Annotated in this window: 22 protein-coding genes, 1 pseudogene and 1 other annotated feature; of the genes and pseudogenes, 19 read left to right on the top strand and 4 right to left on the bottom strand. The window is 42.5% G+C overall.

Annotated features, from left to right (window positions below; all coding sequences use genetic code 11):
- The first annotated feature begins 2 nt into the window (after positions 1 to 2).
- A complete protein-coding gene (locus ACTWP7_RS07720) occupies positions 3 to 2,030 on the top strand; it encodes an iron ABC transporter permease (protein WP_443122683.1) in 2,028 nt (675 codons plus the stop codon).
- An 832-nt stretch (positions 2,031 to 2,862) separates the two neighbouring features.
- On the opposite strand, the gene ACTWP7_RS07715 is transcribed toward ACTWP7_RS07720, so the two are convergent.
- Positions 2,863 to 4,497, bottom strand: coding sequence for an FAD-dependent monooxygenase (locus ACTWP7_RS07715; protein ID WP_443122682.1), 1,635 nt, complete (start codon positions 4,495 to 4,497; stop codon positions 2,863 to 2,865).
- Positions 4,498 to 4,687: 190 nt separating this feature from the next.
- Between ACTWP7_RS07715 and ACTWP7_RS07710 the strand changes: the two genes are divergently transcribed.
- The 5 genes from ACTWP7_RS07710 to ACTWP7_RS07690 all read left to right on the top strand — a co-directional run bounded on the left by ACTWP7_RS07710 (position 4,688) and on the right by ACTWP7_RS07690 (position 9,848).
- Positions 4,688 to 5,110 carry a MarR family winged helix-turn-helix transcriptional regulator gene (locus ACTWP7_RS07710; RefSeq protein WP_443122681.1) on the top strand — a complete coding sequence of 141 codons (423 nt, stop codon included), beginning with the start codon at positions 4,688 to 4,690 and terminating at the stop codon, positions 5,108 to 5,110.
- Positions 5,107 to 6,303 carry an MFS transporter gene (locus ACTWP7_RS07705; RefSeq protein ID WP_443122680.1) on the top strand — a complete coding sequence of 399 codons (1,197 nt, stop codon included), beginning with the start codon at positions 5,107 to 5,109 and terminating at the stop codon, positions 6,301 to 6,303. Before ACTWP7_RS07710 ends, ACTWP7_RS07705 begins: the two co-directional genes overlap by 4 nt.
- Before the next feature lie 335 nt (positions 6,304 to 6,638).
- Complete coding sequence (locus tag ACTWP7_RS07700; protein ID WP_014642826.1) at positions 6,639 to 7,424, top strand: TerC family protein; 786 nt, start codon at positions 6,639 to 6,641, stop codon at positions 7,422 to 7,424.
- A 759-nt stretch (positions 7,425 to 8,183) separates the two neighbouring features.
- Positions 8,184 to 8,723: a 2'-5' RNA ligase family protein gene (locus ACTWP7_RS07695; RefSeq protein WP_443122679.1), complete on the top strand. Its 540-nt coding sequence runs from the start codon at positions 8,184 to 8,186 to the stop codon at positions 8,721 to 8,723.
- Between the two features lie 213 nt (positions 8,724 to 8,936).
- Positions 8,937 to 9,848, top strand: a complete 912-nt coding sequence (locus ACTWP7_RS07690) for a DUF4367 domain-containing protein (RefSeq protein ID WP_443122678.1) — start codon at positions 8,937 to 8,939, stop codon at positions 9,846 to 9,848.
- Positions 9,849 to 10,030: 182 nt separating this feature from the next.
- Here ACTWP7_RS07690 and ACTWP7_RS07685 read toward each other — a convergent pair whose 3' ends face one another.
- Together ACTWP7_RS07685 and ACTWP7_RS07680 are read right to left on the bottom strand one after the other, a co-directional pair.
- Positions 10,031 to 10,207, bottom strand: a complete 177-nt coding sequence (locus ACTWP7_RS07685) for a hypothetical protein (protein WP_443122677.1) — start codon at positions 10,205 to 10,207, stop codon at positions 10,031 to 10,033.
- A 212-nt stretch (positions 10,208 to 10,419) separates the two neighbouring features.
- Positions 10,420 to 10,584 (bottom strand): annotated as a pseudogene (locus ACTWP7_RS07680) (IS1595 family transposase); the annotation flags it as partial.
- A 65-nt stretch (positions 10,585 to 10,649) separates the two neighbouring features.
- On the opposite strand from ACTWP7_RS07680, the gene ACTWP7_RS07675 reads away from it, so the two are divergent.
- Positions 10,650 to 10,778 carry a hypothetical protein gene (locus ACTWP7_RS07675; protein ID WP_443122676.1) on the top strand — a complete coding sequence of 43 codons (129 nt, stop codon included), beginning with the start codon at positions 10,650 to 10,652 and terminating at the stop codon, positions 10,776 to 10,778.
- 249 nt (positions 10,779 to 11,027) lie between these two features.
- On the opposite strand, the gene ACTWP7_RS07670 is transcribed toward ACTWP7_RS07675, so the two are convergent.
- Positions 11,028 to 11,210 (bottom strand): hypothetical protein, encoded by a 183-nt coding sequence (locus ACTWP7_RS07670; protein WP_443122675.1) that lies wholly within the window; start codon positions 11,208 to 11,210, stop codon positions 11,028 to 11,030.
- 196 nt (positions 11,211 to 11,406) lie between these two features.
- Between ACTWP7_RS07670 and ACTWP7_RS07665 the strand changes: the two genes are divergently transcribed.
- From ACTWP7_RS07665 to ACTWP7_RS07610, 12 genes are all read left to right on the top strand, one after another.
- Positions 11,407 to 11,844, top strand: a complete 438-nt coding sequence (locus ACTWP7_RS07665; RefSeq protein WP_443122674.1) for a cell wall hydrolase — start codon at positions 11,407 to 11,409, stop codon at positions 11,842 to 11,844.
- 225 nt (positions 11,845 to 12,069) lie between these two features.
- Complete coding sequence (locus ACTWP7_RS07660; RefSeq protein ID WP_443122673.1) at positions 12,070 to 12,411, top strand: DMT family transporter; 342 nt, start codon at positions 12,070 to 12,072, stop codon at positions 12,409 to 12,411.
- Positions 12,411 to 12,725, top strand: a complete 315-nt coding sequence (locus tag ACTWP7_RS07655; protein WP_443122672.1) for a DMT family transporter — start codon at positions 12,411 to 12,413, stop codon at positions 12,723 to 12,725. The genes ACTWP7_RS07660 and ACTWP7_RS07655 overlap by 1 nt, the downstream gene beginning before the upstream one ends.
- Before the next feature lie 9 nt (positions 12,726 to 12,734).
- Positions 12,735 to 13,364, top strand: coding sequence for a TetR/AcrR family transcriptional regulator (locus ACTWP7_RS07650; protein ID WP_443122671.1), 630 nt, complete (start codon positions 12,735 to 12,737; stop codon positions 13,362 to 13,364).
- A gap of 86 nt (positions 13,365 to 13,450) precedes the next feature.
- Complete coding sequence (locus ACTWP7_RS07645) at positions 13,451 to 13,657, top strand: hypothetical protein (protein ID WP_443122670.1); 207 nt, start codon at positions 13,451 to 13,453, stop codon at positions 13,655 to 13,657.
- Positions 13,658 to 14,424: 767 nt separating this feature from the next.
- Positions 14,425 to 14,901, top strand: coding sequence for a DUF2975 domain-containing protein (locus ACTWP7_RS07640; RefSeq protein WP_443122669.1), 477 nt, complete (start codon positions 14,425 to 14,427; stop codon positions 14,899 to 14,901).
- Positions 14,902 to 14,910: 9 nt separating this feature from the next.
- Positions 14,911 to 15,132 (top strand): helix-turn-helix domain-containing protein, encoded by a 222-nt coding sequence (locus tag ACTWP7_RS07635; RefSeq protein ID WP_443122668.1) that lies wholly within the window; start codon positions 14,911 to 14,913, stop codon positions 15,130 to 15,132.
- Positions 15,133 to 15,159: 27 nt separating this feature from the next.
- Positions 15,160 to 15,969 (top strand): DUF817 domain-containing protein, encoded by an 810-nt coding sequence (locus tag ACTWP7_RS07630; protein WP_443122667.1) that lies wholly within the window; start codon positions 15,160 to 15,162, stop codon positions 15,967 to 15,969.
- Positions 15,970 to 16,011: 42 nt separating this feature from the next.
- Positions 16,012 to 16,878, top strand: coding sequence for an SDR family NAD(P)-dependent oxidoreductase (locus ACTWP7_RS07625; protein ID WP_443122666.1), 867 nt, complete (start codon positions 16,012 to 16,014; stop codon positions 16,876 to 16,878).
- A 217-nt stretch (positions 16,879 to 17,095) separates the two neighbouring features.
- Positions 17,096 to 19,027, top strand: a complete 1,932-nt coding sequence (gene fbp, locus ACTWP7_RS07620) for a fructose-1,6-bisphosphatase (protein ID WP_443122665.1) — start codon at positions 17,096 to 17,098, stop codon at positions 19,025 to 19,027.
- A 220-nt stretch (positions 19,028 to 19,247) separates the two neighbouring features.
- Positions 19,248 to 19,508 (top strand) — a binding site (T-box leader).
- Between the two features lie 87 nt (positions 19,509 to 19,595).
- Positions 19,596 to 20,849 carry an MFS transporter gene (locus ACTWP7_RS07615; RefSeq protein WP_443122721.1) on the top strand — a complete coding sequence of 418 codons (1,254 nt, stop codon included), beginning with the start codon at positions 19,596 to 19,598 and terminating at the stop codon, positions 20,847 to 20,849.
- 516 nt (positions 20,850 to 21,365) lie between these two features.
- Complete coding sequence (locus tag ACTWP7_RS07610; protein WP_443122664.1) at positions 21,366 to 22,289, top strand: S66 peptidase family protein; 924 nt, start codon at positions 21,366 to 21,368, stop codon at positions 22,287 to 22,289.
- Positions 22,290 to 22,371: the final 82 nt, after the last annotated feature.

The following is a 22,371-nucleotide window of genomic DNA, read 5'->3' as shown; positions in this document are numbered from 1 at the left end:
TTATGAATTTGAACTTAAAACAAACGATAATCGCGGTTCTCACCTTCGGAGGTGGGACCGCATTATTATGTTTATTGACATTTATACATATTAATCAGGGGAATGTTTCGATTCCACTTGGGACCGTCGTAGATGCGCTCCTTAATCCTCAGGATTCGATCAAACATCACACTGTCCGGATATTAAGGTTGCCGAGAGCTGTTATGGGGATACTTGCCGGCGGTGCGCTTGCGGTTTCCGGTGTAATTCTCCAAACGGTGACGAAGAACCCGCTTTCTTCAGCAAGTACGCTCGGCATTCATTCGGGTACTTATTTTGCCGTGGTCCTCACAACCATATTCTTTCCGTTTATTATGTTTGCGAATGGGATCGTCACGGCCTTTCTTGGCGGCATTCTAACGTTTGCGGCCGTTTACCTATTGTCAGGAGCGGGGAATGCCACCCCGGTCCGCATGGTGCTTGCGGGAATGATTGTTACCTTTCTATTCTCATCTTTGACGTCCGTACTGCAGATCTTTTACGAAAATGAGACACAGGGACTTTTTCTATGGGGATCCGGAACCCTTATTCAAAATAACTGGGATGGCGTCCAGTTTTCTCTTCCCATTATAGCTGCGGGTATGCTGACGGCTTTTATTTTTTCAAAAAAAATGGACACGCTCACGCTCGGGGATGATGTAGCAACCGCTCTTGGGCAGAATGTCCGCGTCGTGAAGCTGATTACGATTCTCGCAGCGGTGCTTCTGACGAGTGTGACCGTCAGTGTCGTCGGTCCGATCGGATTTGTCGGTTTAGTAGCACCGCACATTATTAAATTAATCGGTTACCGCTCGCATATCCCGCTCGTCATCGGCTCCTTCTTATGGGGAGGCAATGTGCTGCTGCTTGCGGATATCCTTGCAAGAATTATTGATCCTTCGTTCTCTGAGCTTCCCGTTGGGGCGATTACCGCACTGATTGGTTCACCGTGGCTCATCTGGCTTGTTATGCGCATGAAGCAAAGTCAGGGCAGCGGAGATACGGGTACGATTATGGCAGGAAGCGGAGCGGTTAATCTTTCGCTGAAGAAGCTTCTCCCTTTACTTGGAGCGGTTATTGTTCTAACCATTCTAATCAGTATGTCATCCGGTAACTACGGGTTTGAGCCGCTGGTGGCCTGGGAGGCATTCTTTGGATCATCCAATGAATTCATTCGTAATTTTATTCTTAACTTGAGACTTCCGCGCGCCCTTGTCGCTGTATTCAGCGGGGCTATTCTGGCCGTCAGCGGTCTGATTTTTCAGGGAGTGCTGCGCAATCCGCTTGCCGATCCATCGGTTATTGGAATTACTTCCGGTGCAGGGGTCGGGGCATTGATGACGATGTACGTATTCAGTGTCTCTGCTGTCTGGATTCCTGTTGGAGCGATGATCGGTGCGTTTGTCTTTTTCTTAATCGTCATGGGTCTTGGCGCCAAAGCTGAATTCCAGCCTACGATTCTCGCTTTGCTGGGAATTGGTGTGTCCGCTTTCGGATCGGCCATTATTCAGATTCTGGTGGTCCAGGCCGATCTGGGTGTCGCCTCAGCCTTAACGTGGTTATCCGGCACCACTTACGCAAAAGGCTGGTCTCAGCTGCTGCAGTACCTTCTATGGCCTGTCATCTTGTTTATTCCGCTGCTCGTCTTTTATATTAAGACACTTGATGTGCTGTCTTTAGGAGACGATACGGCAAAAGGGCTGGGGCTTCGCGTGAGGTCCGTCCGGTTCCAGATGGCAATGATCGCCACTCTGCTTGCGGCATGCAGTGTCGCTGCTGTCGGATCGATCGGGTTCGTTGGCTTAATTGCTCCGCACGTGGCCCGTCTTCTGGTCGGCAGTGCCAACCAGAAGCTATTGCCTGTAACCATGCTGCTCGGAGGATTGCTCCTGCTCGTCGCGGATTTATTCAGCCGGACGCTGCTTGCGCCGAATGAAATTCCATCCGGGATTCTAGTTGCTCTTATCGGGGCCCCGTACTTCTTATGGCTAATGAAGAAGCGCGCAGCCTGACGAAAAAAGCCGTGCCATGATGGTCTCATTTCCATCATGGCACGGCTTTTTTTAGCGCTGTTAAATGTTACTAATGATATTTATTGCAAAATAGGGGCCGTACTACGGAAGACTCGATTTAGAGATATTTTGTGAGAGGAAAGGTCCTACGGGGGACGATTTCGCTTTCCGTGGGCATGTGCTGAGCCTCCTCAGTCTTCGCCTTCCGGGGTCTCACCGATCATGTTTATCCCACAGGAGTCTTCATCATCCCCCTACGGACCTAGCCAAATTGGAAGTTCAAAACCACTTCAAACATCACCTGAATGGATGAGGCATTAGACCATACGGTTTTCTACCTTATTTTAGGATGTAACAACCCGCAATTGCCTGTCATAAAAGCATTTAATCCAGATTGAGCAGGATAATCTCCTTCATCCAGAAGGATCCGTTCACAAAATTAGAGTTGGGCTGGTGGGGAAATGGCGAGACTCCCATGGGAGAAGGAACTAGGTGAGATCTCGCAGGGAGTGAAACGAGCGAGGAAGCTCCTGGTAAAAGGAGGATCGACTAAGGTCGCCACGTCCTGTGGCAACGTCGATCGACCCTACGTCGTGTAGGGCCTCAAATGTGGAATCACCCCGATAGACACGAACAGCATAAGCCGAGCATCAAAAGGACGGTGGTCTTGCCGTCCGTTGATGAACGGCTTATGTCTCGAGTGTCTGGGTGATGGAACAAGACGAGTTATTTCCCCACCAACCCTTATCCATCTAAAGTAACGAGCCAATCGCTTTACAGTAAAACCAATACTGGGTAATAGAGTCTTTTTTTTAATTAAATTACAACCTGTTTACAGCGAATGGCCGAAATAATTCACTAAGGCTTTCGTCAGCTGATCCGTTTCCGTAATGGATGTGTGAAGCAGTACATAAGCGTCAGGCCGGATAACCACCATATCACCCGGCGTTACATGCAGCCGTTCATTAGACTCTTCATTCAAGTCCATATACAGTTCAGAATTCATGTCCGTTATTTCCCTGGGGTCATCTACTTCATCAAACGTAATAAAAAGCGGCTTCAGCATGTCTCCCACACGACTGTTAAACGCCTCGACCGCATTCCTGACGGCCTCCTGATACTGGGGAGCATCTCCTCTGCCTGCCATAATTAAATAGAGAAATGGCTCTTCCCGTAGCATGGAGTAGAGCGTTTTTTCTTCTTTTGCCGGAGTTAGAAAAGAAACATCAGGGACACGGTTGCCGGATTCGACCTTCTTCACATTGGTGAACTTCCTGAAGTTTTTCGCGAATTTGGTAAAGGAATAATCCACATCGAGCTGGGCCATGTTTTCCGTTATTTTGGTCTGGACTTTTTTATTGGGAAGAAGCCATTTCATCCCTTTATTGCGAGCTTTAATCCCGTAATGACTCTTAATCGTCATCCCTTTCATAAGGTAACTGGTTTTCTTAATGACTTCCTCCGCGACTGGAGCTCTTTCCGCATGATAAGAATCAAGCAGTGTTTCATTCAAGTTATGCTGCACGGTATAGGCGAGCTTCCATCCCAGGTTCATGGCATCCTGTATGCCTACGTTCATACCCTGTCCTCCGATTGGGTTGTGAATGTGGGCTGCGTCTCCTGCGAGAAATACATTCCCTTCGCGATAAGAGCTCGCCTGCCTGTGAGATGCGGAGAAACTTGAGATCCAGTAAGGGTCGTGCATGGAGAGGGTTTCCGGATAGATTTCCGCCAGTGAATCTTCCATATCAGCAAGGGTTACTTCTTCTGGGAAGTTGTCACCTTGCTTTTTGTAATCAATGATGATGACTCGGGTATACTCGCCTTGAAAGGGTGCCAGAAATACAAGACCACGGTCGCTGCTTGTGAGCGAGATCTCTTCTTTGGGTGCTGCTAGCTTCACGTCAGCAAGCATGACGTTCACTTCCTCCGATTCTCCTGTAAAAGGAATTTGCAGGAGATCCCGGGTGGTGCTGTGGGCTCCGTCACATCCGACTGCATAGCGTGCGGTTATCGTTTCTTCACCGTTTGCTTTTCGAACTGAAGCATGAACGATTCCTTCCTTTTGCTCAAGTCCTGTGAGCGTCATCTCTCTCTCAACCCGGTGGGGAGCCAATCCACTTTCGAGAATTTCCTCTGTCCTGCTTTGAGGAATCACGTTCACAAACGGGAAATCAGCGGACACGCTGATATTAGTAAAATCCAGGACAGCCAGCAGATCTTCATTGTAATGAAAGGTGATCTCTTTATACGGGGTCCCGGCCTGCAGAAATGATTCGGAAAGGCCGAGCAAATCCATCATTTCCAGGGTGCGGGGATGCATGACGAGGGCTTTAGAGTAGCGGGATCTTTCTTTGTTCTGATCAATAATCCGGTAGCGGACACCATAGCGTTCCAGCTGATTAGCAAGCGCCAGACCGCTTGGTCCTGCGCCGATAATTAATATATCTGTATGGGTTTCCTGCATGTAAAACCTCTCCTTACAAGTTGTATTGAATTCATGATTGCCTCTTCCTGGTTCTTTCTCCAGAAAGATCGGTTTCCTAACCTATTTCTCTAAACGAGTGTGTTTCAAACCGTCATCTATTACATTTCCATTTTTCGGGTAAAAACGATACAATTATTTACCTGGGTAAATAAAAAGGGAGATGTAATAGATGATCGATACACATGACTTATTTCACCTGCTTCATCAGCGGGTTCGTTTCGTTACGAAAGAGTTCAATCAGCAGCTGAGCGCTCACGGTTTATATCATTCCCAGTGGGCGATTATGTATTGCCTGGAGCGATTCGGACCTATGACGCAAACCGCCATTTGGAAATACTTAAACGTAGAAGCACCCACGGTCACACGTACCATTACCCGCATGGAAAACAATGACTGGGTGATCCGCAGGCAGGGCGGGGACAAGCGTGAACGTGTAGTTGAATTGACAGATAGAGCCAAGAAAAAATATGAGCAGGTCAATCAGGCCGTCTACCAATATGAACAGGAAACCATCAGCCGGCTGACCCCTGAGGAAGTCGATCAATTTTACAGAATTCTTCAAAAGCTCGGACCGGAAGGGGGAGAAGGATGACCACATCACATCGCTCTATCTGGACAAAAAGCTTTATGAGTGTATCGTTTACACAGTTTTCGGTTTTTCTGGTATTTTATGCTCTGTTGACCACGCTGCCCATTCTAGTGATTGAAGAAATGAACGGGACTCAATCTGAAGGGGGCATCACGGTGACGGCTATGCTGCTTGCGGCCATCCTGATCCGTCCCTTTTCCGGAAAAATAATGGAACGCTTAGGTAAGAAAAAGACCCTTACGGCCAGTATTATGATATTTACCGCTACCACATTCTTTTATTTAAGCGTGGACCAGTTTGCAGCTTTACTTGGACTCCGGTTTTTCCACGGGCTGTCATTTGGCCTGTTTACCACGGCAAGCGGCGCGATCGCTGCTGATGTAATCCCACCTGAACGACGGGGAGAAGGACTCGGTTATTTTGCAATGTCCATGAATCTTGCGGTCGTCGCCGGGCCGTTTCTTGGCTTGACTCTTTTACAGTATGCACCATTTTCGATCCTTTTCATCGTACTTAGTCTATTGATAGCAGGTGGATCGCTCTCTGCGTTTCTTGTGCAGGTGCCGCCGGAAGCAGAAGCGGACCCAGCCCCGTCAAAAGACAGATTTTCTATACAGGATCTAATTGAACTAAAAGCGCTGCCGATCGCTGTTATCAGCAGCTTCATTGCTCTTGCATATTCCAGTATTATTTCCTTTTTATCCGTGTATGCCAATGCTATCGGGTTATCTGGATCATCCAGCTACTTCTTTCTCGTGTTTGCACTTGCGATGCTGTTATCACGCCCGTACTTAGGAAGAGCTTATGATGCCAAAGGACCGAAATTCGTGATCCTGCCGTGCCTGTTATTGTTTTCATCAGGATTGCTACTCATCAGCATCACGAGTACGGCCTGGATGCTGTTGCTCTCAGCGGCCATCATCGGACTGGGCTACGGTACATTGCTTCCAAGTTTCCAAACGATGGCCATTCAGTCCGCGCCTATTACGAGAAGCGGCCATTCTACGGCTACTTTCTTCATGCTCTATGATATAGGAATAGCTGCCGGTTCATTCCTATGGGGACTTGTCGCTGCCGGGGCTGGATATCAAACCCTTTATACGGCAAGCGCTATCGTTGTCCTTGCAGTTATGGTGCTCTTCAGCGTACAGCAGGCCAGACAGCCAGCACCCGTTGCAAGCAATCAGGCTTCCTGAGAAACTCCATATGGAATCTCATAATCTGAAGGATTCCTTATGGAAAATCAATAGGGTCCAAGGTCCTGCCACCCATTCTATCATTCATTTTTATTATCATCAGCAGCTTGACCAATGATAAGTAACTTGGTATATTTTTAATAGTTTAAAAGGGGAGTAGCTTTAACAGTATTGTCGTCATTACAGAGTGAATACTTTCACTCTCGGCACTACTGGCGACTGCATAGTTGCTAGCAAGACCTTTGCCACCGGGTGAAGGTCTCTATTTTTTGAGGTCTTTACCATGAAAAAGTGGTAAAGACCTCTGTTTTTTGATAGAGAAGGGAGAATATCAAGTGGATTCAATTTGGTTGGAATATGGTTGGACGTTATTAATACTGATTGGTCTCGAGGGACTGTTATCTGCAGATAATGCGCTTGTTTTGGCGGTGATCGCCAAGCACTTGCCTGAAGATGAGAAAAAGCGCGCAATCAATTACGGAATTATAGGAGCCTTTATTTTTAGATTTGGAGCTTTATTCGCGATTTCGTTTATAGCGAATGTGTGGCAGGTTCAGGCTATTGGAGCTGCTTATCTCATTTATTTAGGGGTGAGGAGCCTGATTGGCAGGACTCACGATGAAAAAGAATCCACAGATGATAAGCCAGCGAAAGGAAAAGGCTTCTGGCCTACGGTTGCCAAAATCGGCCTGGCCGATCTCGTGTTTGCGATCGATTCCATACTCGCTGCCGTCGCTCTTGCATTAGCTCTTCCGAATTCCCCACTTCCGAATTTTGGCGGAATGGACGGAGGTAAATTCATAGTTGTCATCATTGCAGGAATTGCCGGACTGGTTCTGATTAAGTATGCAGCTACATGGTTTGTTCAACTTCTCAGAGTCCGTCCAAGTTTAGAAACAACGGCCTATTTAATCGTAGCCTGGGTGGGTATAAAATTAGCTGTTATTACCTTGTCCCACAAAGACGTAGGCGTACTGGATGAACACTTTGCTCACAGTGTAGGCTGGACAGTTACATTCTGGGCGGTGCTGCTTTCTGTAGCGATAGGCGGCTGGTTCTGGTCAGGCAGACATTTACGTAAAGATGAAAATAAAGAACTGTACAGAAATTCAGGATCTTAATGATCGCTAAGCCTCCCATTTGATGGGGGGCTTTTTTTAGGTTCTGTTATAGGTTGGTTGATTTTTTATAAGAATCTTATTACACAATAGGACCGGATAGTGGAAGACTCAGTTTCGAGATTTTGGGTGGTGAAGGGGCTCCAGGGAACGGCTCGCTTTCCGTGGGCATGTGGTGAGCTTCCTCAGGCTACGCCTTCCGGGATCTCACCGATCATGTTCATCCCACAGGAGTCTTCGCCGTTCCCTTCCGCCCCTATGCCATCATTGAGCGCTAAAATCTTCTACGTATATGCTTTCATTTGAGGAGGATGACTTATGATCAACGTTAAATTCCGCGTCTGTCCAGAGTGGGTTAAACGCCTCTATAGAAGCATTTAAGACGATTTAAGGTTCTTCACTTCGTCTATTGGAAGGGTCCGTTCACAACATTATAGTTGGGTTGGTGGGGAAATGGCGAGACTCCCATGGGAGAAGGGACTAGGTGAGATCCCGCAGGGAGTGAAACGAGCGAGGAAGCTCACCGTTCCCCCATAGGAAAGCGAGTTATTTCCCCACCGGCCCTTGTCCATCTAACGTAAAGGACCCATTTATCTCGAAACTAAGTCTTCAAGTAACGGGAGCTTTACCTTAAAATCAAAACCTAAGTTTATCTAAACCTTTTTAAAAAGGATGAAAGGTTAAAAACAGGTTAAAAGGGAGTGGCTTGCAGCGGACTGCATGATGCATTTTACTATGATTAATAAGAAGGAGAATGAAAACATGAGCGCAGAGTATTTTATAGGGATTGTACCGCCCAAATCCTATATGGAACGGGTTGAACATTTCAGAAAGCAGTGGATGACCTATTCGATTGTGGAACCACATATTACTCTAAAAGCACAGGGGGGATTATCACCGGACAAGAATTGGATAGAGCGTGTAAGAGAAGTTTGTGAAAATGTGCGTACCTTTTCGATTCAAGTAGCTGAACCTGCTTATTTTGGAGACCATGTTTTATACTTAAGCGTTCATTCTGAAGATCTAGTCCGCCTTCATGAATACATAGTCCATGAAATCTCCCCATCCGATGAACAGGTCAGAAAGTATTTTGAGCTGGATGAATTCGTTCCTCATTTAACCTTGGGTAAAGAATCATTCGGTCTCTCGAAGCGGCAGCTGTTTGAGATGGAAAACACGGCTTCCAGAGAGCTATCTCCTTTTCCTCAATTTGAAGTCGAATTTATAAGAATTTATGAGCGCAAGACTGGTTTGGATAGATATGAGCCGTTTGAAGACATTTATTTGAACTCAAGAGCATGAGCACCCTTTCTGAGGCGCTTTATTAGTAGCGATACAGTTTGATTTTGGGAAAGCTGATATAAGTTCTGGGAGACTGCTTTTTAAATAGAGAAATTGTTATAACGGTAGGATAATAGATGATTCATACTAAATTTCTAATTTATTTCCAATTTTTGAAACGGGTAAAAGGGCAAACCCGTACACATGTAAAGAAGTTAAATTGGAGGTTTTATGATGATCAAGAAACTACTATTTATAGTTATAACGCTCTTGATAGCCGCCGGCTGCACCTCTACCCAGTCTTCTGAGGTGGAGACGAAAGAGGAAAGTACGGCAAAGAATGATGTGAAAAAGGTACTGGAGCAAATATTCTCAGGACCGGATCAAGAGTTAACCCAGTTTTATGAAGATTATAATCAGGAAGAGATTTCTAACTACTACATGGACCAATTCGAACCTTACTTTACGGAAACGTATATGGGCGAGGCGACGAAGACGAATCTGGTTAGCAGCTTTCACCAGAAGGCGTATGGAAATGAGGTTAAGATGGATATTCGCAGTATGAGCGTTGAGCAGAGTGAGGACAAAGAAACGGCTTATGTTTTTAATACTCAAATCGATGTAAGTAATGGTCAATCCGCGAAGGTTAGTGGGAGAGTGAACACGAACGAAGAGGGGAAAATCACTCGAATTCATTACATGGACCCTCAACCATTATTGCACGCTTTCGATACGGCAGTTGAAACAGAAGATGGATTGTTCGAATACGACCGTTCCAGACTGGTAAGTCGTACTGAAAATGAAGCTTATCAGCCTAAGTATCCTACGGTCATGCCTTTTGAAGTGGATGGTGTTGAAATAGAAGCTGGACCCATGGATCAAAAGGACATCTTATTAACCTTTACTTTTCATGCTGAAACGGAGGAAATGATGGAATTGATGACGGTTAAGGATGGCGATATTTCCTACGAAGATTTGGAGACGAAAGAGGTTTCGGTTGGAGAACAAACGGGAGAATATGCCGGAAACAAAGGGGGTATTCAACGATTGATTTGGAAAGATGGATCGATCACGTATGAGTTGAAAGGGAATGTAAAAGATTTATCAGAAGAGGACCTGATCACAGTAGCGGAGTCTTTTAAATAGGCCCTGTTAGAGTTCAATGTTGATATATAGAAAAAAGAGGAATTCCAAATAATTGGGAGTCCTCTTTAGCATTATTGTCTTATTGAACTAACGCTCGCCTTTAGTTGAAGAATTGTTCTTTTACATTAGCACCGTTAATGAAAATACCTAGTAGGTAATCAGTCATATATCCATTCCACACTCTAACCCAAATTAAATAATTCCGAAATGATTTCATCACTTCCTGGAGTAAACATAAAAATTGAAAACGCAATACATAAGAATCCTATAAATACTAAGCTAATTTCTTTATTCCTACTCAGCCCTTTAACAACTAAAAATATGCCTGCAAATAATATTAAGAAATACCAAAAACCCATAACCTCACCCCTTAATAGAATAACGTTCCATACGACCTGGCACCAGTAACTCTATTATTTTTTACAATTAAGTTACTCTTTAATAGCTTTATCAACTACACCACTTACCAAATTACTACTTATATAATTATTGCAAGTCTCCTTGCTATTCTTCTAACAGAAGAAATTATATTCAATTAACCTGCGTCGTTAGTTGAACAAAGAAATAACCTTTATACAGTAAACGTAGATAATCTCAGTGTATCATATGTTTCTATATATGGAATTATATTCCCTTTTATTATCAGATCGTTCATTGTGACTTCATTTCGCTGATGATGAATGCTCTCTACCACTTGAAACCACGCAAGATAGTTGTTTAGATACTTGGTTGCCACATCAACAACAAACTTAAACAGAGCCTTTAAATAAGGAATACAGCTGTGAAAAGTAGATTTTCGAAGTGAATAACCAGCAGGAGTTAGAGCCGTATATTAATAACGTAGATCATTCCTTAGAAAATTTCTGGGAGAACAATAAGGATATTCATAAGCATGAGGAGGACAAGCATAATGAGGCGGAAGATCCTTAATAAATATCAGTGCGGCCTGCGGCAGAGGGGAGGGTTATAATGGATGTTTCCACTTTACTTACTTCTATTTTCTTTTTAATTGCACTTGTGTGTCTGTTGTTTATAGGCATTGTAAAAATCTATTTGGATAAAAAAGATAATCAGCAAAGGTAATGCTTATTGAGTTCACCAGTTTGAGGAGGGAAGAGGGGAAGAATCCTTCCTAACTCCCGGTCCCCTGAATACCTGGGTACCTTGCGAAAGTATGTATTAATTCCTATTACTTAGAGAAGTTAAAAGAAATTGAGCTATGAATCGAACGATAAGCCCCACAAGCAAAGCAATACCCCAGATGATTAAGAACTGATCAGATAGTAACGTGCCAAGTTGAAATCCTAAAAATAGTCCTAACGCTATGGCCATTCCTAAAATAATCTGTTGACTGAGTTTCATACAACCACCTCCTGAACAAAGAGTATAAAACTCTCCTTCCCCTTCGAGCAGGAATGAAACTCATTAAGTTTCCAATAAATGTTAGACCTGAGGTGGGAATATATGGGGCATACAGCATGGAAAGTTTACAAGCTCTTTAATGGAGAATTTAGACATGAATATAGGCTTTTTTCATACAATATGTTGGGGTGAAAAAATGCCAAGAGTAAAATACAGGGATTCAGACGTTGCTTTGATGGCCAGAATGATGAGAGCAGAAGCAGAAGGTGAAGGAAAGCAAGGTATGCTTTATGTCGGAAACGTCATCGTTAACCGGGCTCAAGCAGATTGTTTAGACTTTACAGATGTCCGAACCATTCCGCAGGTCATTTATCAAGTGCAAGGTGGCAATTATGCTTTTGAAGCTGTGCAGAAGGGTAATTTATTTTATAACAGAGCGAGATCTGTGGAAAAGAAACTAGCCAAAAGGAATTTGGATTATTGGAGACAGCATCCTGCCAAATATGCTCTTTGGTACTTTAATCCATATGGGCCATGCCCTCCAACGTGGTACGGGGAGCCTTTTACCGGGCAATTTAAAAATCATTGCTATTATGAACCAGCACCGGGTACTTGCGCCAGCGTATATGCCTAACTATTAATAATCCTTTCAAAAAAAGGCGATTACTTCATAAGAGTAGTCGCCTTTTTGCGTAGTAGAACGTTTAAGGCATTATTTCAAATCAAAAAAACAGCAAAGAAAATACTGGCAGTCTCTTATGATTGACGCTTCATCGTACAATTGCTATGATTACCTTACGACCGTTCGTAAGTTAAGTGATGAATGCAATGAAAATCGTGAATAAAAGGAGAAATATATATGAATCGTGCATGGTTGTTTGTAGTAATTGGATCTTTGTTTGAAGTAGGCTGGGTGATGGGACTTAAGCATGCTTATAATAGTGTTACGTGGATAGCGACGAGTATAGCGATTGTCATTTCTTTTGGTCTGATTTTTAAAGCCACTCAGAAACTGGCCGTAGGAACGGTATATGCTGTCTTTACAGGTCTTGGTACAACCGGTACAGTATTGATGGAAATGCTGGCTTTCGGTCAGCCGGTCCAGTTTTTGAAGTTATTTCTAATTTTGATCCTCCTTATTGGAGTGATGGGCCTTAAACTAGTCACGGGAGAACCAGAAGCAGAAAGGAGTGCATCCTGATGGCATGGATCTTTCTTCTGATAGCTGGAGCCTCTGAAGTTATTGGGATAACAGGGCTGAATTTAATCCTGCGAAATAAAAATGTTTTATCCTTTTTAGTGCTGCTAGTCGGGATGGTCAGCAGTTTCGGTTTCTTAAGTTTTGCGATGCAGTCTCTTCCGATGGGGACCGCTTATGCGATATGGACAGGGATCGGAACGGTAGGATCAGGCCTTGTCGGTATCCTGTTTTTTGAGGAATCCAAGCATTGGCTTAGAATTGTATTTATGGCTATGGTCATAAGTGCTGCCATAGGACTAAAACTAATTCATTAAAAGAACTGTATGAAGTATCATGATGATAGGAAGGTGAAGCTGGTGAGCATTACTTCGGTTCAAATTAAGGAAATTTCGCTTAAGAATTTCGCTCGAAATGGATATGAAGGGGCATCCATGGCAGAAATAGCTGATGAAGTAGGCATCAAAAAACAATCGATTTATACTCATTTTAAAGGAAAAGACGACCTTTTCCTTGCCCTGTGTCAGGATGCGTATGAGCACGAGATCAAGTTTGTGATGGATTACATTGAACAGAATACGGATCTTCACTTAGAAGACTTTATGTACGGGCTTCTTTTACAAAGTATCGATCGTTACGAAAAAAACGACTCCACCAAGTTCTGGATCCGTACAGCGTTTTACCCGCCGGTTCACTTGAACAACCAGGTCATGCACCTGACCTATAAATATCTGGACAGGTCAGAGGAATTATTGCTTCCGGTTATAGATTCCGGCAAAGAGAAAGGTGAAGTGGATGCTGAGGTCGGAAAACAGCAGGCTGCATCAGCTTACTTGGCTTTGCTGGATAGTCTTTATGTGGAAATGCTGTACGGAGGCCCGGGCCGTTTGGAGAGAAGGCTAGAGGCTTCCTGGTATTTGTACTGGCGCGGACTTTCGAATCAATCATTGGATTAATCTTAAGAAAAGTAAGGATAGGAGAAGGAGGATCACTGCAGTGCAGGTAATCGTTCGTCTATCAGGTAAGGGACGGAGGAATTAGAATGAGCTTATTAAGCTGGTTTGACTGGATCAATCCAACGAATCCATTTGCTTCGCTATTTATGGGGATACTGTTTTCTATCTTTCTTGGGATTACAGTATGGGTAGAAACCAAAGAGCGAAGGAAAGCTACTGTTACAACGATTATAGGAATCGTGGTCACTTGTATAGGAGTTGGAATCTTAACAGCAGCTGGTTACTATGGATAGCGTGACAGGATTGTAATAATCTTTATTAAAAATGGCTCAGTTAAAAGTTATTGCTGATTTTTCATAAGCTCCTTATTACGCAATACGGCCGTTTAGTTGAAAACTCAGTTTCGAGATATTGGTTTGCCGTGAAGGTCCTGCGGGGGACGATTTCGCTTTCCGTGGGCATGTGCTGAGCCTCCTCAAGCTTCGCTTTCCGGGGTCTCACCGATCATGTTTATCCCACAGGAGTCTTCATCGTCCCCCTCCGGACCTTGTCAAAACAGAATTTCAAAACCACTTCAAACATCACCTGCGTGATGAGGGATGAGACCATGTGGTTTCGTACCTATTTTAGGATGTAACGATGCACAATAGCCTGTCATAAAAGCATTTCATACAGATTAAGGAGGAAAACCTTTCTCTTCTAGGAGGGTCCGTTTTTCTTAATCATGTTGGGTTGGTGGGGAAATGATGAGACTCCCATAGGAAAGCGAGTTATTTCCCCACCAGCCCTCCTCCACATAGAGTAACGGATCCATTTATCTCGAAACTGAGTCTTACAGAAAAGGGAGCTTTACTTGAAGATCAACACTGAGGTTTAACAAAGCCTTAAAAATTAGAACGGACAATTTAATAAGGTTAAATGCATATAGAGCATTTCTTCGTTACGAAGAATGCTCTATATTTTTGTCAGAATGGAAAGGTTACTATCGATAAAAATTTATTGTAAAACAATAAATAATGATTTATGATGATCATGATCATAAATTAAACGAGGTGCTGTTATGAAGCAAGGATCCACTCTATTTTTAAAGATTTCTGTATTTCTGATAGGACTTCCTGTGCTTGCATTGTGTATATTTGCGCTTCCCTCGATCGCTAAGGAAGCCTCCAACACTGAATATGCTTCGTTCATTTATCCTGTGTTAGCGGCTATGTATATAGCTGTGATTCCGTTCTTTATTGCCCTGTATCAGGCTCTAAAGCTTTTAAGCTTCATTGATAAGGACCAAGCTTTCTCAAACTCCTCTGTCAAAGCCTTGAAGAAAATTAAATTCAGTGCCGTTACCATAAGTGTCGTGTATATGGCAGCCACGCCTTTCTTCTATTTAATAGGAGAAAGGGATGATGCTCCCGGAGTGATCGTGATCTGCCTCGTGATTGTGTTTGCATCACTCGTCATTGCGGTGTTTACGGCCGTTCTTCAAAAGCTATTAAATAATGCCATAGCTATCAAATCAGAGAATGACTTAACGGTATGAGGTGATTACATGGCGATTATAATCAATATTGATGTCATGCTTGCGAAAAGGAAAATGAGCGTGACAGAATTATCAGAAAAGGTGGGCATCACGATGGCGAATCTCTCCATTTTGAAGAATGGCAAAGCAAAAGCTGTTCGATTTTCAACCTTAGAGGCAATTTGTAAAGCATTAGAGTGCCAGCCTGGTGATATCCTGGAATATCAAAGCGAAGAAGACGATGAAGGGTAGGCATAATGGCAGCGGGAGGTGGCGTTCATGAGAGCCTTGAAACAACTCGTATATTTCGGCTGGCAGCAGGCTCTCTCCTGTTTGTTTCCCGTTGTTATTTTTGCTTCTTTAGCGATTACTCAATTCTTTTCTCTTCCCCTTCTCCCACGGTATGATTGGCTGCTTATCATTTGTTTGTTCATGCAGTGGGCCATGCTCCGTTCCGGTCTTGAAACACGGGATGAACTTAAAGTCATTACCTTGTTCCACGTGATTGGTCTTGCTCTTGAGCTATTTAAGGTACATATGGGGTCCTGGTCCTATCCAGAGGAAGGGTATTCCAAGGTCTTTGGCGTGCCATTGTACAGCGGATTTATGTACGCAAGTGTGGCCAGCTATCTTTGTCAGGCGTGGAGGAGGCTGGATGTTCGACTCGTGAAGTGGCCGTCTTCTTTGGTCGTTGTCCCTCTGGCAGCGGCGATCTACTTGAATTTTTTTACCCATCATTACTGGATAGACGTACGCTGGTGGTTATCTGCTCTCGTCATACTCGTCTTCTGGCAAGCGTGGGTAAACTATGAAGTGAATGGAATACGCTATCGAATGCCGCTTGCTCTTTCCTTTGTGCTGATCGGATTTTTTATATGGATCGCGGAAAATATCGCCACCTATTTTGGCGCCTGGGAATATCCTTACCAGCGTGACGCCTGGAGCCTTGTTCACTTAGGGAAGGTAAGTTCCTGGCTGTTATTAGTGATTGTAAGCTTTCTCATTGTTGCGACGTTGAAGCGGGTAAAAGGGGAAAGCGCAACAAAAAGCCGCACCCGTATGCCCACGTTGGATCGTAAGTCCTTATAATAAGGATTCCAAATCATTTCAAAGTAAAGAAGGTGGCTTGAATTGGACCATAAAGTTTGTTTGATTATAGGTGGAAATTCAGGAATAGGAAAAGCGGCTGCCATTCAACTGGCACAAAGCGGAATGAAAGTGATGATCGCATGCAGAAATGAAGAAAGAGGCAGAGCCGCGTTACAAGATATAAAAAGCTCAAGTGATCACGATCAAGTTGAATTGCTGTTGTTGGATATGAGCTCCCAGGCGTCCATTTATCAGGCAGTAGAAATTTTTAAATCGAAACATAGTAAACTCGATGTCCTTATTCACAACGCTGCTGATTTTGATATTACGAGGAAGACGCCTGAATATTCTGAGGATGGGATCGAAACCGTCTGGGCAACCAATCATATTGGTCCTGTATTGTTAACCAGATTGCTGACTAACGAACTAGAACAAAGTGAACAGGGTAGAGTCATATCGGTCGCCTCCCAGGGGTTAATGCTGCATCCTTATTTAAAAGTGAACGTGAAGGATCCTGAATTTAAAACGGGAGGATATCGTGTAGCAAAAGCCTATTATCAGTCCAAGCTGGCACAGGTCATGTACACGTACTGGCTGGCAGAACATTTAAAAGACACCCGCATAACTGTGAATGCTGTGAGGGTCACGAACGTGAAGGTTGATATAAGCAGATACCCCGATTTATCAAAAGTCATGAAGGTATTATATTCCATGAAAAGCCGCTTTTCTATTTCTCCGGAAGAGATGGCTGAAACGTATACGTATTTGGCGCTTTCTCCTGAAGTGAAAGAAGTAACCGGAGAATACTTCAATGAAAAGAATAAGATCGTTTCTTCCTCACGCTACAGTAAAAAGAAGCGAAATATCGAGGAAGTAATGGAATTGACGATGAAATATTTGGAAGCTTAAATAAAAACACAGAAAAACCACTTATTTACGTTTAAATAGGTGGTTTTTTTATGATGAAAACAGTCGTTTAATGGAAATTTCACATCTAAAAATTTGAAAAATATGTTACGATTTAGATGAATATCAGCTTGCAATTTAGCATTTTACATTTAGTTTTCTTGTTATTTAAACAGCAAATAGATTTATAGTGACGAATTTTGAAAGGGGATACAAAACGTTGAATACAAAATACCTGGACTTACTCGCCCAAAAATATGATAGTGAAGAAAAAGTAGTTACTGAAATTATTAATCTTAAAGCTATACTTAATCTGCCCAAAGGCACAGAGCATTTTGTCAGTGATTTGCACGGGGAGTATCAAGCCTTTCAACATGTATTAAGAAATGGTTCAGGGAAAGTAAAAGAGAAAATCACCGATCTATTTGCCGAAGAGTTATCCGAAGAAGAGATGAATGAGTTCGCGACGCTAGTCTATTATCCAGAAGAAAAGATCAGGCTGATTAAAAATAGCTTTGATAATGAAAAAGAATTGAACCAGTGGTACGCTCAAATCATTGAACGTATGATGAAGCTTGTTTCGTATGCTTCCTCCAAATATACCCGATCCAAACTGCGGAAAGCCTTGCCCAGCCAATTTGCGTACGTTATTGAAGAACTGCTTTACAAAACAGATGAATTCACCAATAAGGAGCAGTATTATTCTAAGATTCTTCAGCAGATTATCTCCCTCGGCCAGTCGGATAAGCTTATCATCGGTCTCGCTTATACCACTCAGCAGCTGGTGGTGGACCATCTTCATGTCGTGGGGGATGTGTATGACCGGGGTCCCGAGCCTGACAAAATCATGGAAACCCTCATTAATTATCACTCGATTGACATTCAGTGGGGGAATCACGATGTCCTTTGGATTGCAGCCTATGCAGGCTCAAAGGTCTGTCTCGCTAATATCATTCGGATCTGCGCACGCTACAACAACTTAGAGATTATCGAAGATGCGTATGGAATTAATCTTAGACCGCTTCTTAATCTTGCAGAGAAATACTATGACGACAATCCTGCCTTCCGTCCTAAGATCAATCCAGGTGAAGAACCATCGGACCATGAAAGATTACAAATTACGAAGATCCACCAGGCCATTGCCATGATTCAGTTCAAACTGGAAAGCCCTATTATCAAAAGACGCTCCTATTTCAATATGGAAGATCGACTTCTGCTTGAGAAAGTAGATTACGACAGGAACGAAATTACCATCCACGGGGAAACCTACCCCCTTGAAGATACCTGCTTTGCCACGGTGGATCCTGAGCATCCTGAACAGCTTCTAGAGGAAGAAGAGCAAGTGATGGAGAAACTATTATTCTCTGTTCAGCATTCAGAAAAGCTGGCCAGACACATGAACTTTTTCATGAAAAAAGGAAGTCTTTATCTAAAATATAACGGGAACTTATTAATTCATGGATGCATCCCCCTGGATGAACAAGGAAACATGGAAAAAATGACAATCGAAAATCAAACCTATGGCGGAAGAGAATTACTTGATGTTTTTGAGCACTATCTACGCTACGCTTTTGCCCATCCTGAACAGACAGACGACCTTGCAACAGACATGTCCTGGTATCTATGGACAGGCGAATATTCCTCCCTCTTTGGGAAGCGGGAGATGACCACGTTCGAAAGATACTTTATTAAAGATAAGAAAGTTCACAAAGAAAGAAAAAACCCTTATTATTATTTGCGGGAAGATGAGGAAACCTGCCGTGCGATTTTAACGGACTTTGGATTGAACCCTGAACAGGGGCATATCATCAATGGCCACACACCCGTTAAGGAAATTGAAGGGGAAAATCCAATTAAAGCGAATGGAAAGATGATTGTCATCGATGGAGGATTTTCCAAGGCTTATCAATCCACCACAGGCATAGCCGGCTACACGTTATTGTTTAATTCCTACGGCATGCAGCTGGTTGCCCATAAACACTTCAATTCAAAAGAAGAAGTGCTGCGAAATGGAACGGATGTCTTATCGGTAAAAAGATTGGTGGATAAGGAGCTTGAGAGGAAAAAGGTTCTTGAAACAAATGTGGGAGAGGAATTACTGCAGGAAATTTATATACTGAACAGTTTGATGGAATATCGTTATATAAATTGAGAGTGTTTCTTTTGAAGAAAAGCCAGCTAATCTAGCTGGCTTTTTCTACGAGTGATCTCGAAACGGCATCTTCCACACACGTGCAGGATAGTTGAACCAAGTCGAAGTTGTTCAGACGCTTTGAGTCGCGCTTTTTTGAATCCAACGGTAAATAGGAAAGATTCCTCTGGAAAAAACTATTTACAAATATTATAGATAAATGGATAATGTAGTGAAATATCAAACTGCGATGAAGAGAAGAGTAGGTAAATGAACATTCTTTCCAGAGAGCCCCGTTAGGTGGAAAGGGGTAAGAATGAGTTGCTGAACCAAACCTCAGAGCATCATATTGGAACCTTTGTAGGGGATAATGTGACGGGAGCTCCCGTTATAGAGCTAGGGTATAAACAACGATAGGAGTTGTCGTACCTGAAAAGGTTGATATGGTGACGTATTAATAAACTGGGGTGGCACCGCGATAAAATATAATCTCGCCCCCAAGACAAATGTCTTGGGGGTGGGATTTTTTTATTTACCAGAATCAATATACTAACCATCATTCAAAAATGAAGGAGGATTTTGTGTGAATATAAAGAAAGTATTTTATTCGTGGAAAAACCCTTTTATCTTACTATTCGGTATAGGATTATCAAATATAGGAGATTGGATATATTTAATTGCTTTGAATTTGATCGTATTAGATATGACGGGATCACCTCTGGCTGTTGCAGCCCTATATATTCTAAAACCATTAGCGACATTGTTCACTAATTTCTGGTCGGGGACAGTCATAGACCGTCTTAATCAGCGAAACCTTATGTTTGGATTGGATATGGCCAGGGCTGTTCTAATCTTCATTCTTCCTTCCTTATCTTCCGTTTGGCTTATATATTCAGTTGTCTTTATGATCAATATGGGAAGTTCAATTTTTGAACCAACTTCTATGACATACATAACTAAATTAATACCTTCACAAAAGAGAAAAAGGTTTAATTCATTTAGAAGTCTAATTGATTCTGGTGGCTTTCTGATCGGTCCTGCCATAGCTGGTTTGCTATTTATGTTAGGAACTCCTTACATGGCGATCTATGTTAATGCATTAACCTTTTTAGGGTCAGGATTCATTACTCTATTACTACCTCAACTAGACGATTTAACATTAAAACAAAAAAATCTTCCTAACCTTTCGTTCGGACTTCTAAAGAAAGACTGGAATGTCGTTAGGCTTTTTACTCGTAACTATCCCTATGTGATGGGAGTTTATTTCTTGTTTAGCCTCATGATGGTTATGGCTGCGGCTTTAGATTCATTGGAGGCATCTTTCTCTAAAGAAGTATTAAAATTAACGGATGCTGAGTACGGTTTTTTGGTAAGTATTGCGGGGGCAGGAATTGCGGCAGGGGCAGTTGTAAATACCTTATTTGCTAAGAGAATTATTACATCATTATTGATTGGACTGGGGTCGTTATTTGTTTCCATAGGATATATGGTGTACGCTTTTTCGTTAAGTTTCGAAATAGCTGCCTTGGGATTTGGAGTGCTATCATTTTCACTTGCATTTGCGAATACAGGTTTTTATACCTTCTATCAAGAGAACATCCCTGTTAATGTAATGGGGAGGGTAGGCAGTATTTATGGTCTTATCGAAGCTTTTTTTATCATAATCGCAACTGTTTCAATTGGTTTAACTGCTCAATTATGGTCTGTTCAGTTCGCTGTAATTGGGGGATCATTTATCATGCTTTTAGTTACGGGTGCACTGTGTTATATCAGCTTTCACTATGAAGAAAAGTCTGATGAAAAAATATATGAGAATGAAAACATAAAAGTTTATGGTAAATAATTTTGCTATTTTATTAAGAACTAAACTAAATTTATTATCGATAGTAAATCATTGATGAGCACGCACTTACTCACTAACGAATTCACTCGCAGTCAAAAGCAGATAATAGGGAAAACAAATGGTTGAAGGGAGAGAACAGCAATGGAATCAAAAAAATTACCTTATGTAATGTATTGGATCATAGTTGGTGTTGGTATTTTGTCTTTCACTATACCTCTTTTCCAGGAGTATGGAATAATTACAACCCTCATACTCACCTTTCTATGTAGTTTGTTTAGTTTGGCCATAGCAATGGGGCTTGGGAAACGAAAATTTATGTATGTAAGCATACTGCTTTTAGTGAGTCCTTGGCTATTCTTATTATCTAAAAATCTTATAAACTAACTATTTTAAAGTCTATAATTTGCAACAAACGAGACTAACGATTTATATAGTTTCAGTATGGTTAAGTATTTCACGCTGAAAATATTTTGACAACAACATTTATTTCAGAACTGAGGAAGGTGAGGAAAGATTATGATTAAACCACCTGCTTTAAAAGAGGGTGATCGAGTAGCCGTTATTGCACCGGCCGGAACACCAGACAGAGAACACCTGAACCAGGGTATACGTGTATTAGAAGACATGGGGCTTAATGTCGTCATTGGACAACACGTGTTTGATGTTGAGGAAGATCTGAAGGCTATTGATCAAAAGCGACTTGCTGACTTGGATGAGGCCTTTTGTGATCCTGATATTCGCGGGATTTTCTGTGCTAATGGAGGACACGGGGCAGCAAAACTTGCGGATATGATTGATTACGACAAGGTAAAAAGGAATCCTAAAATATTCTGGGGATATAGCGACATTACATATTTGCTTAATGCTATCCATAAATCCAGTAACTTGGTTACTTTCCACGGCCCGATGGTAGCCTCCGACCTAAATGATGAACAAAGAACAAAAGAAACAGTATCTTCTATTTCTTCTTTGTTTACAGGAGAATCGATAACTTATGATTCTCGCAAATCGCCTCTCAACACGCTCATTCATGGTAAAGGAGAAGGGCATTTAGTTGGAGGGAATCTCACCCTGCTCACCAATGGGTTAGGAACGCCTTATCAAGTAAATGCAAATGGAGCTATTCTACTAATTGAGGATGTGGCAGAACCAGCTTTTCGTGTTGATTTGATGCTTACTCATCTTAAACAGGCAGGGGGGTTCAACGAGGTTCAAGGTGTAGTCTTAGGTAACTTCCAATTAGAAGGAGAGGAATATGTAAAGTTAAGAAAAGTACTGCAGAATTTCTTCGCTGGTGCATCATTCCCGGTGGTTGAAAATTTTCATTTTGGTCATTGCCAGCCAAATTACGGTGTACCGCTGGGAGTAAAAGCGGAACTCACTACGTCGCCACCTCAATTGGTGATTGATGCAGGTGTAACGAAATCCATGGAAGTTTAAATTCCATAGATTGATTTCAAATCTTAAAGCTTAGGTGACTTAAACCTAAGTCATTAAATAAATAGGATTCTAGATTTTGAAC

The organism is Halobacillus sp. B29, from assembly GCF_052246755.1.
Taxonomy (GTDB): domain Bacteria; phylum Bacillota; class Bacilli; order Bacillales; family Halobacillaceae; genus Halobacillus; species Halobacillus halophilus.
Note: the sequence above shows the minus strand (reverse complement) of the source record. Positions and strands in the feature narration are given on the sequence as shown.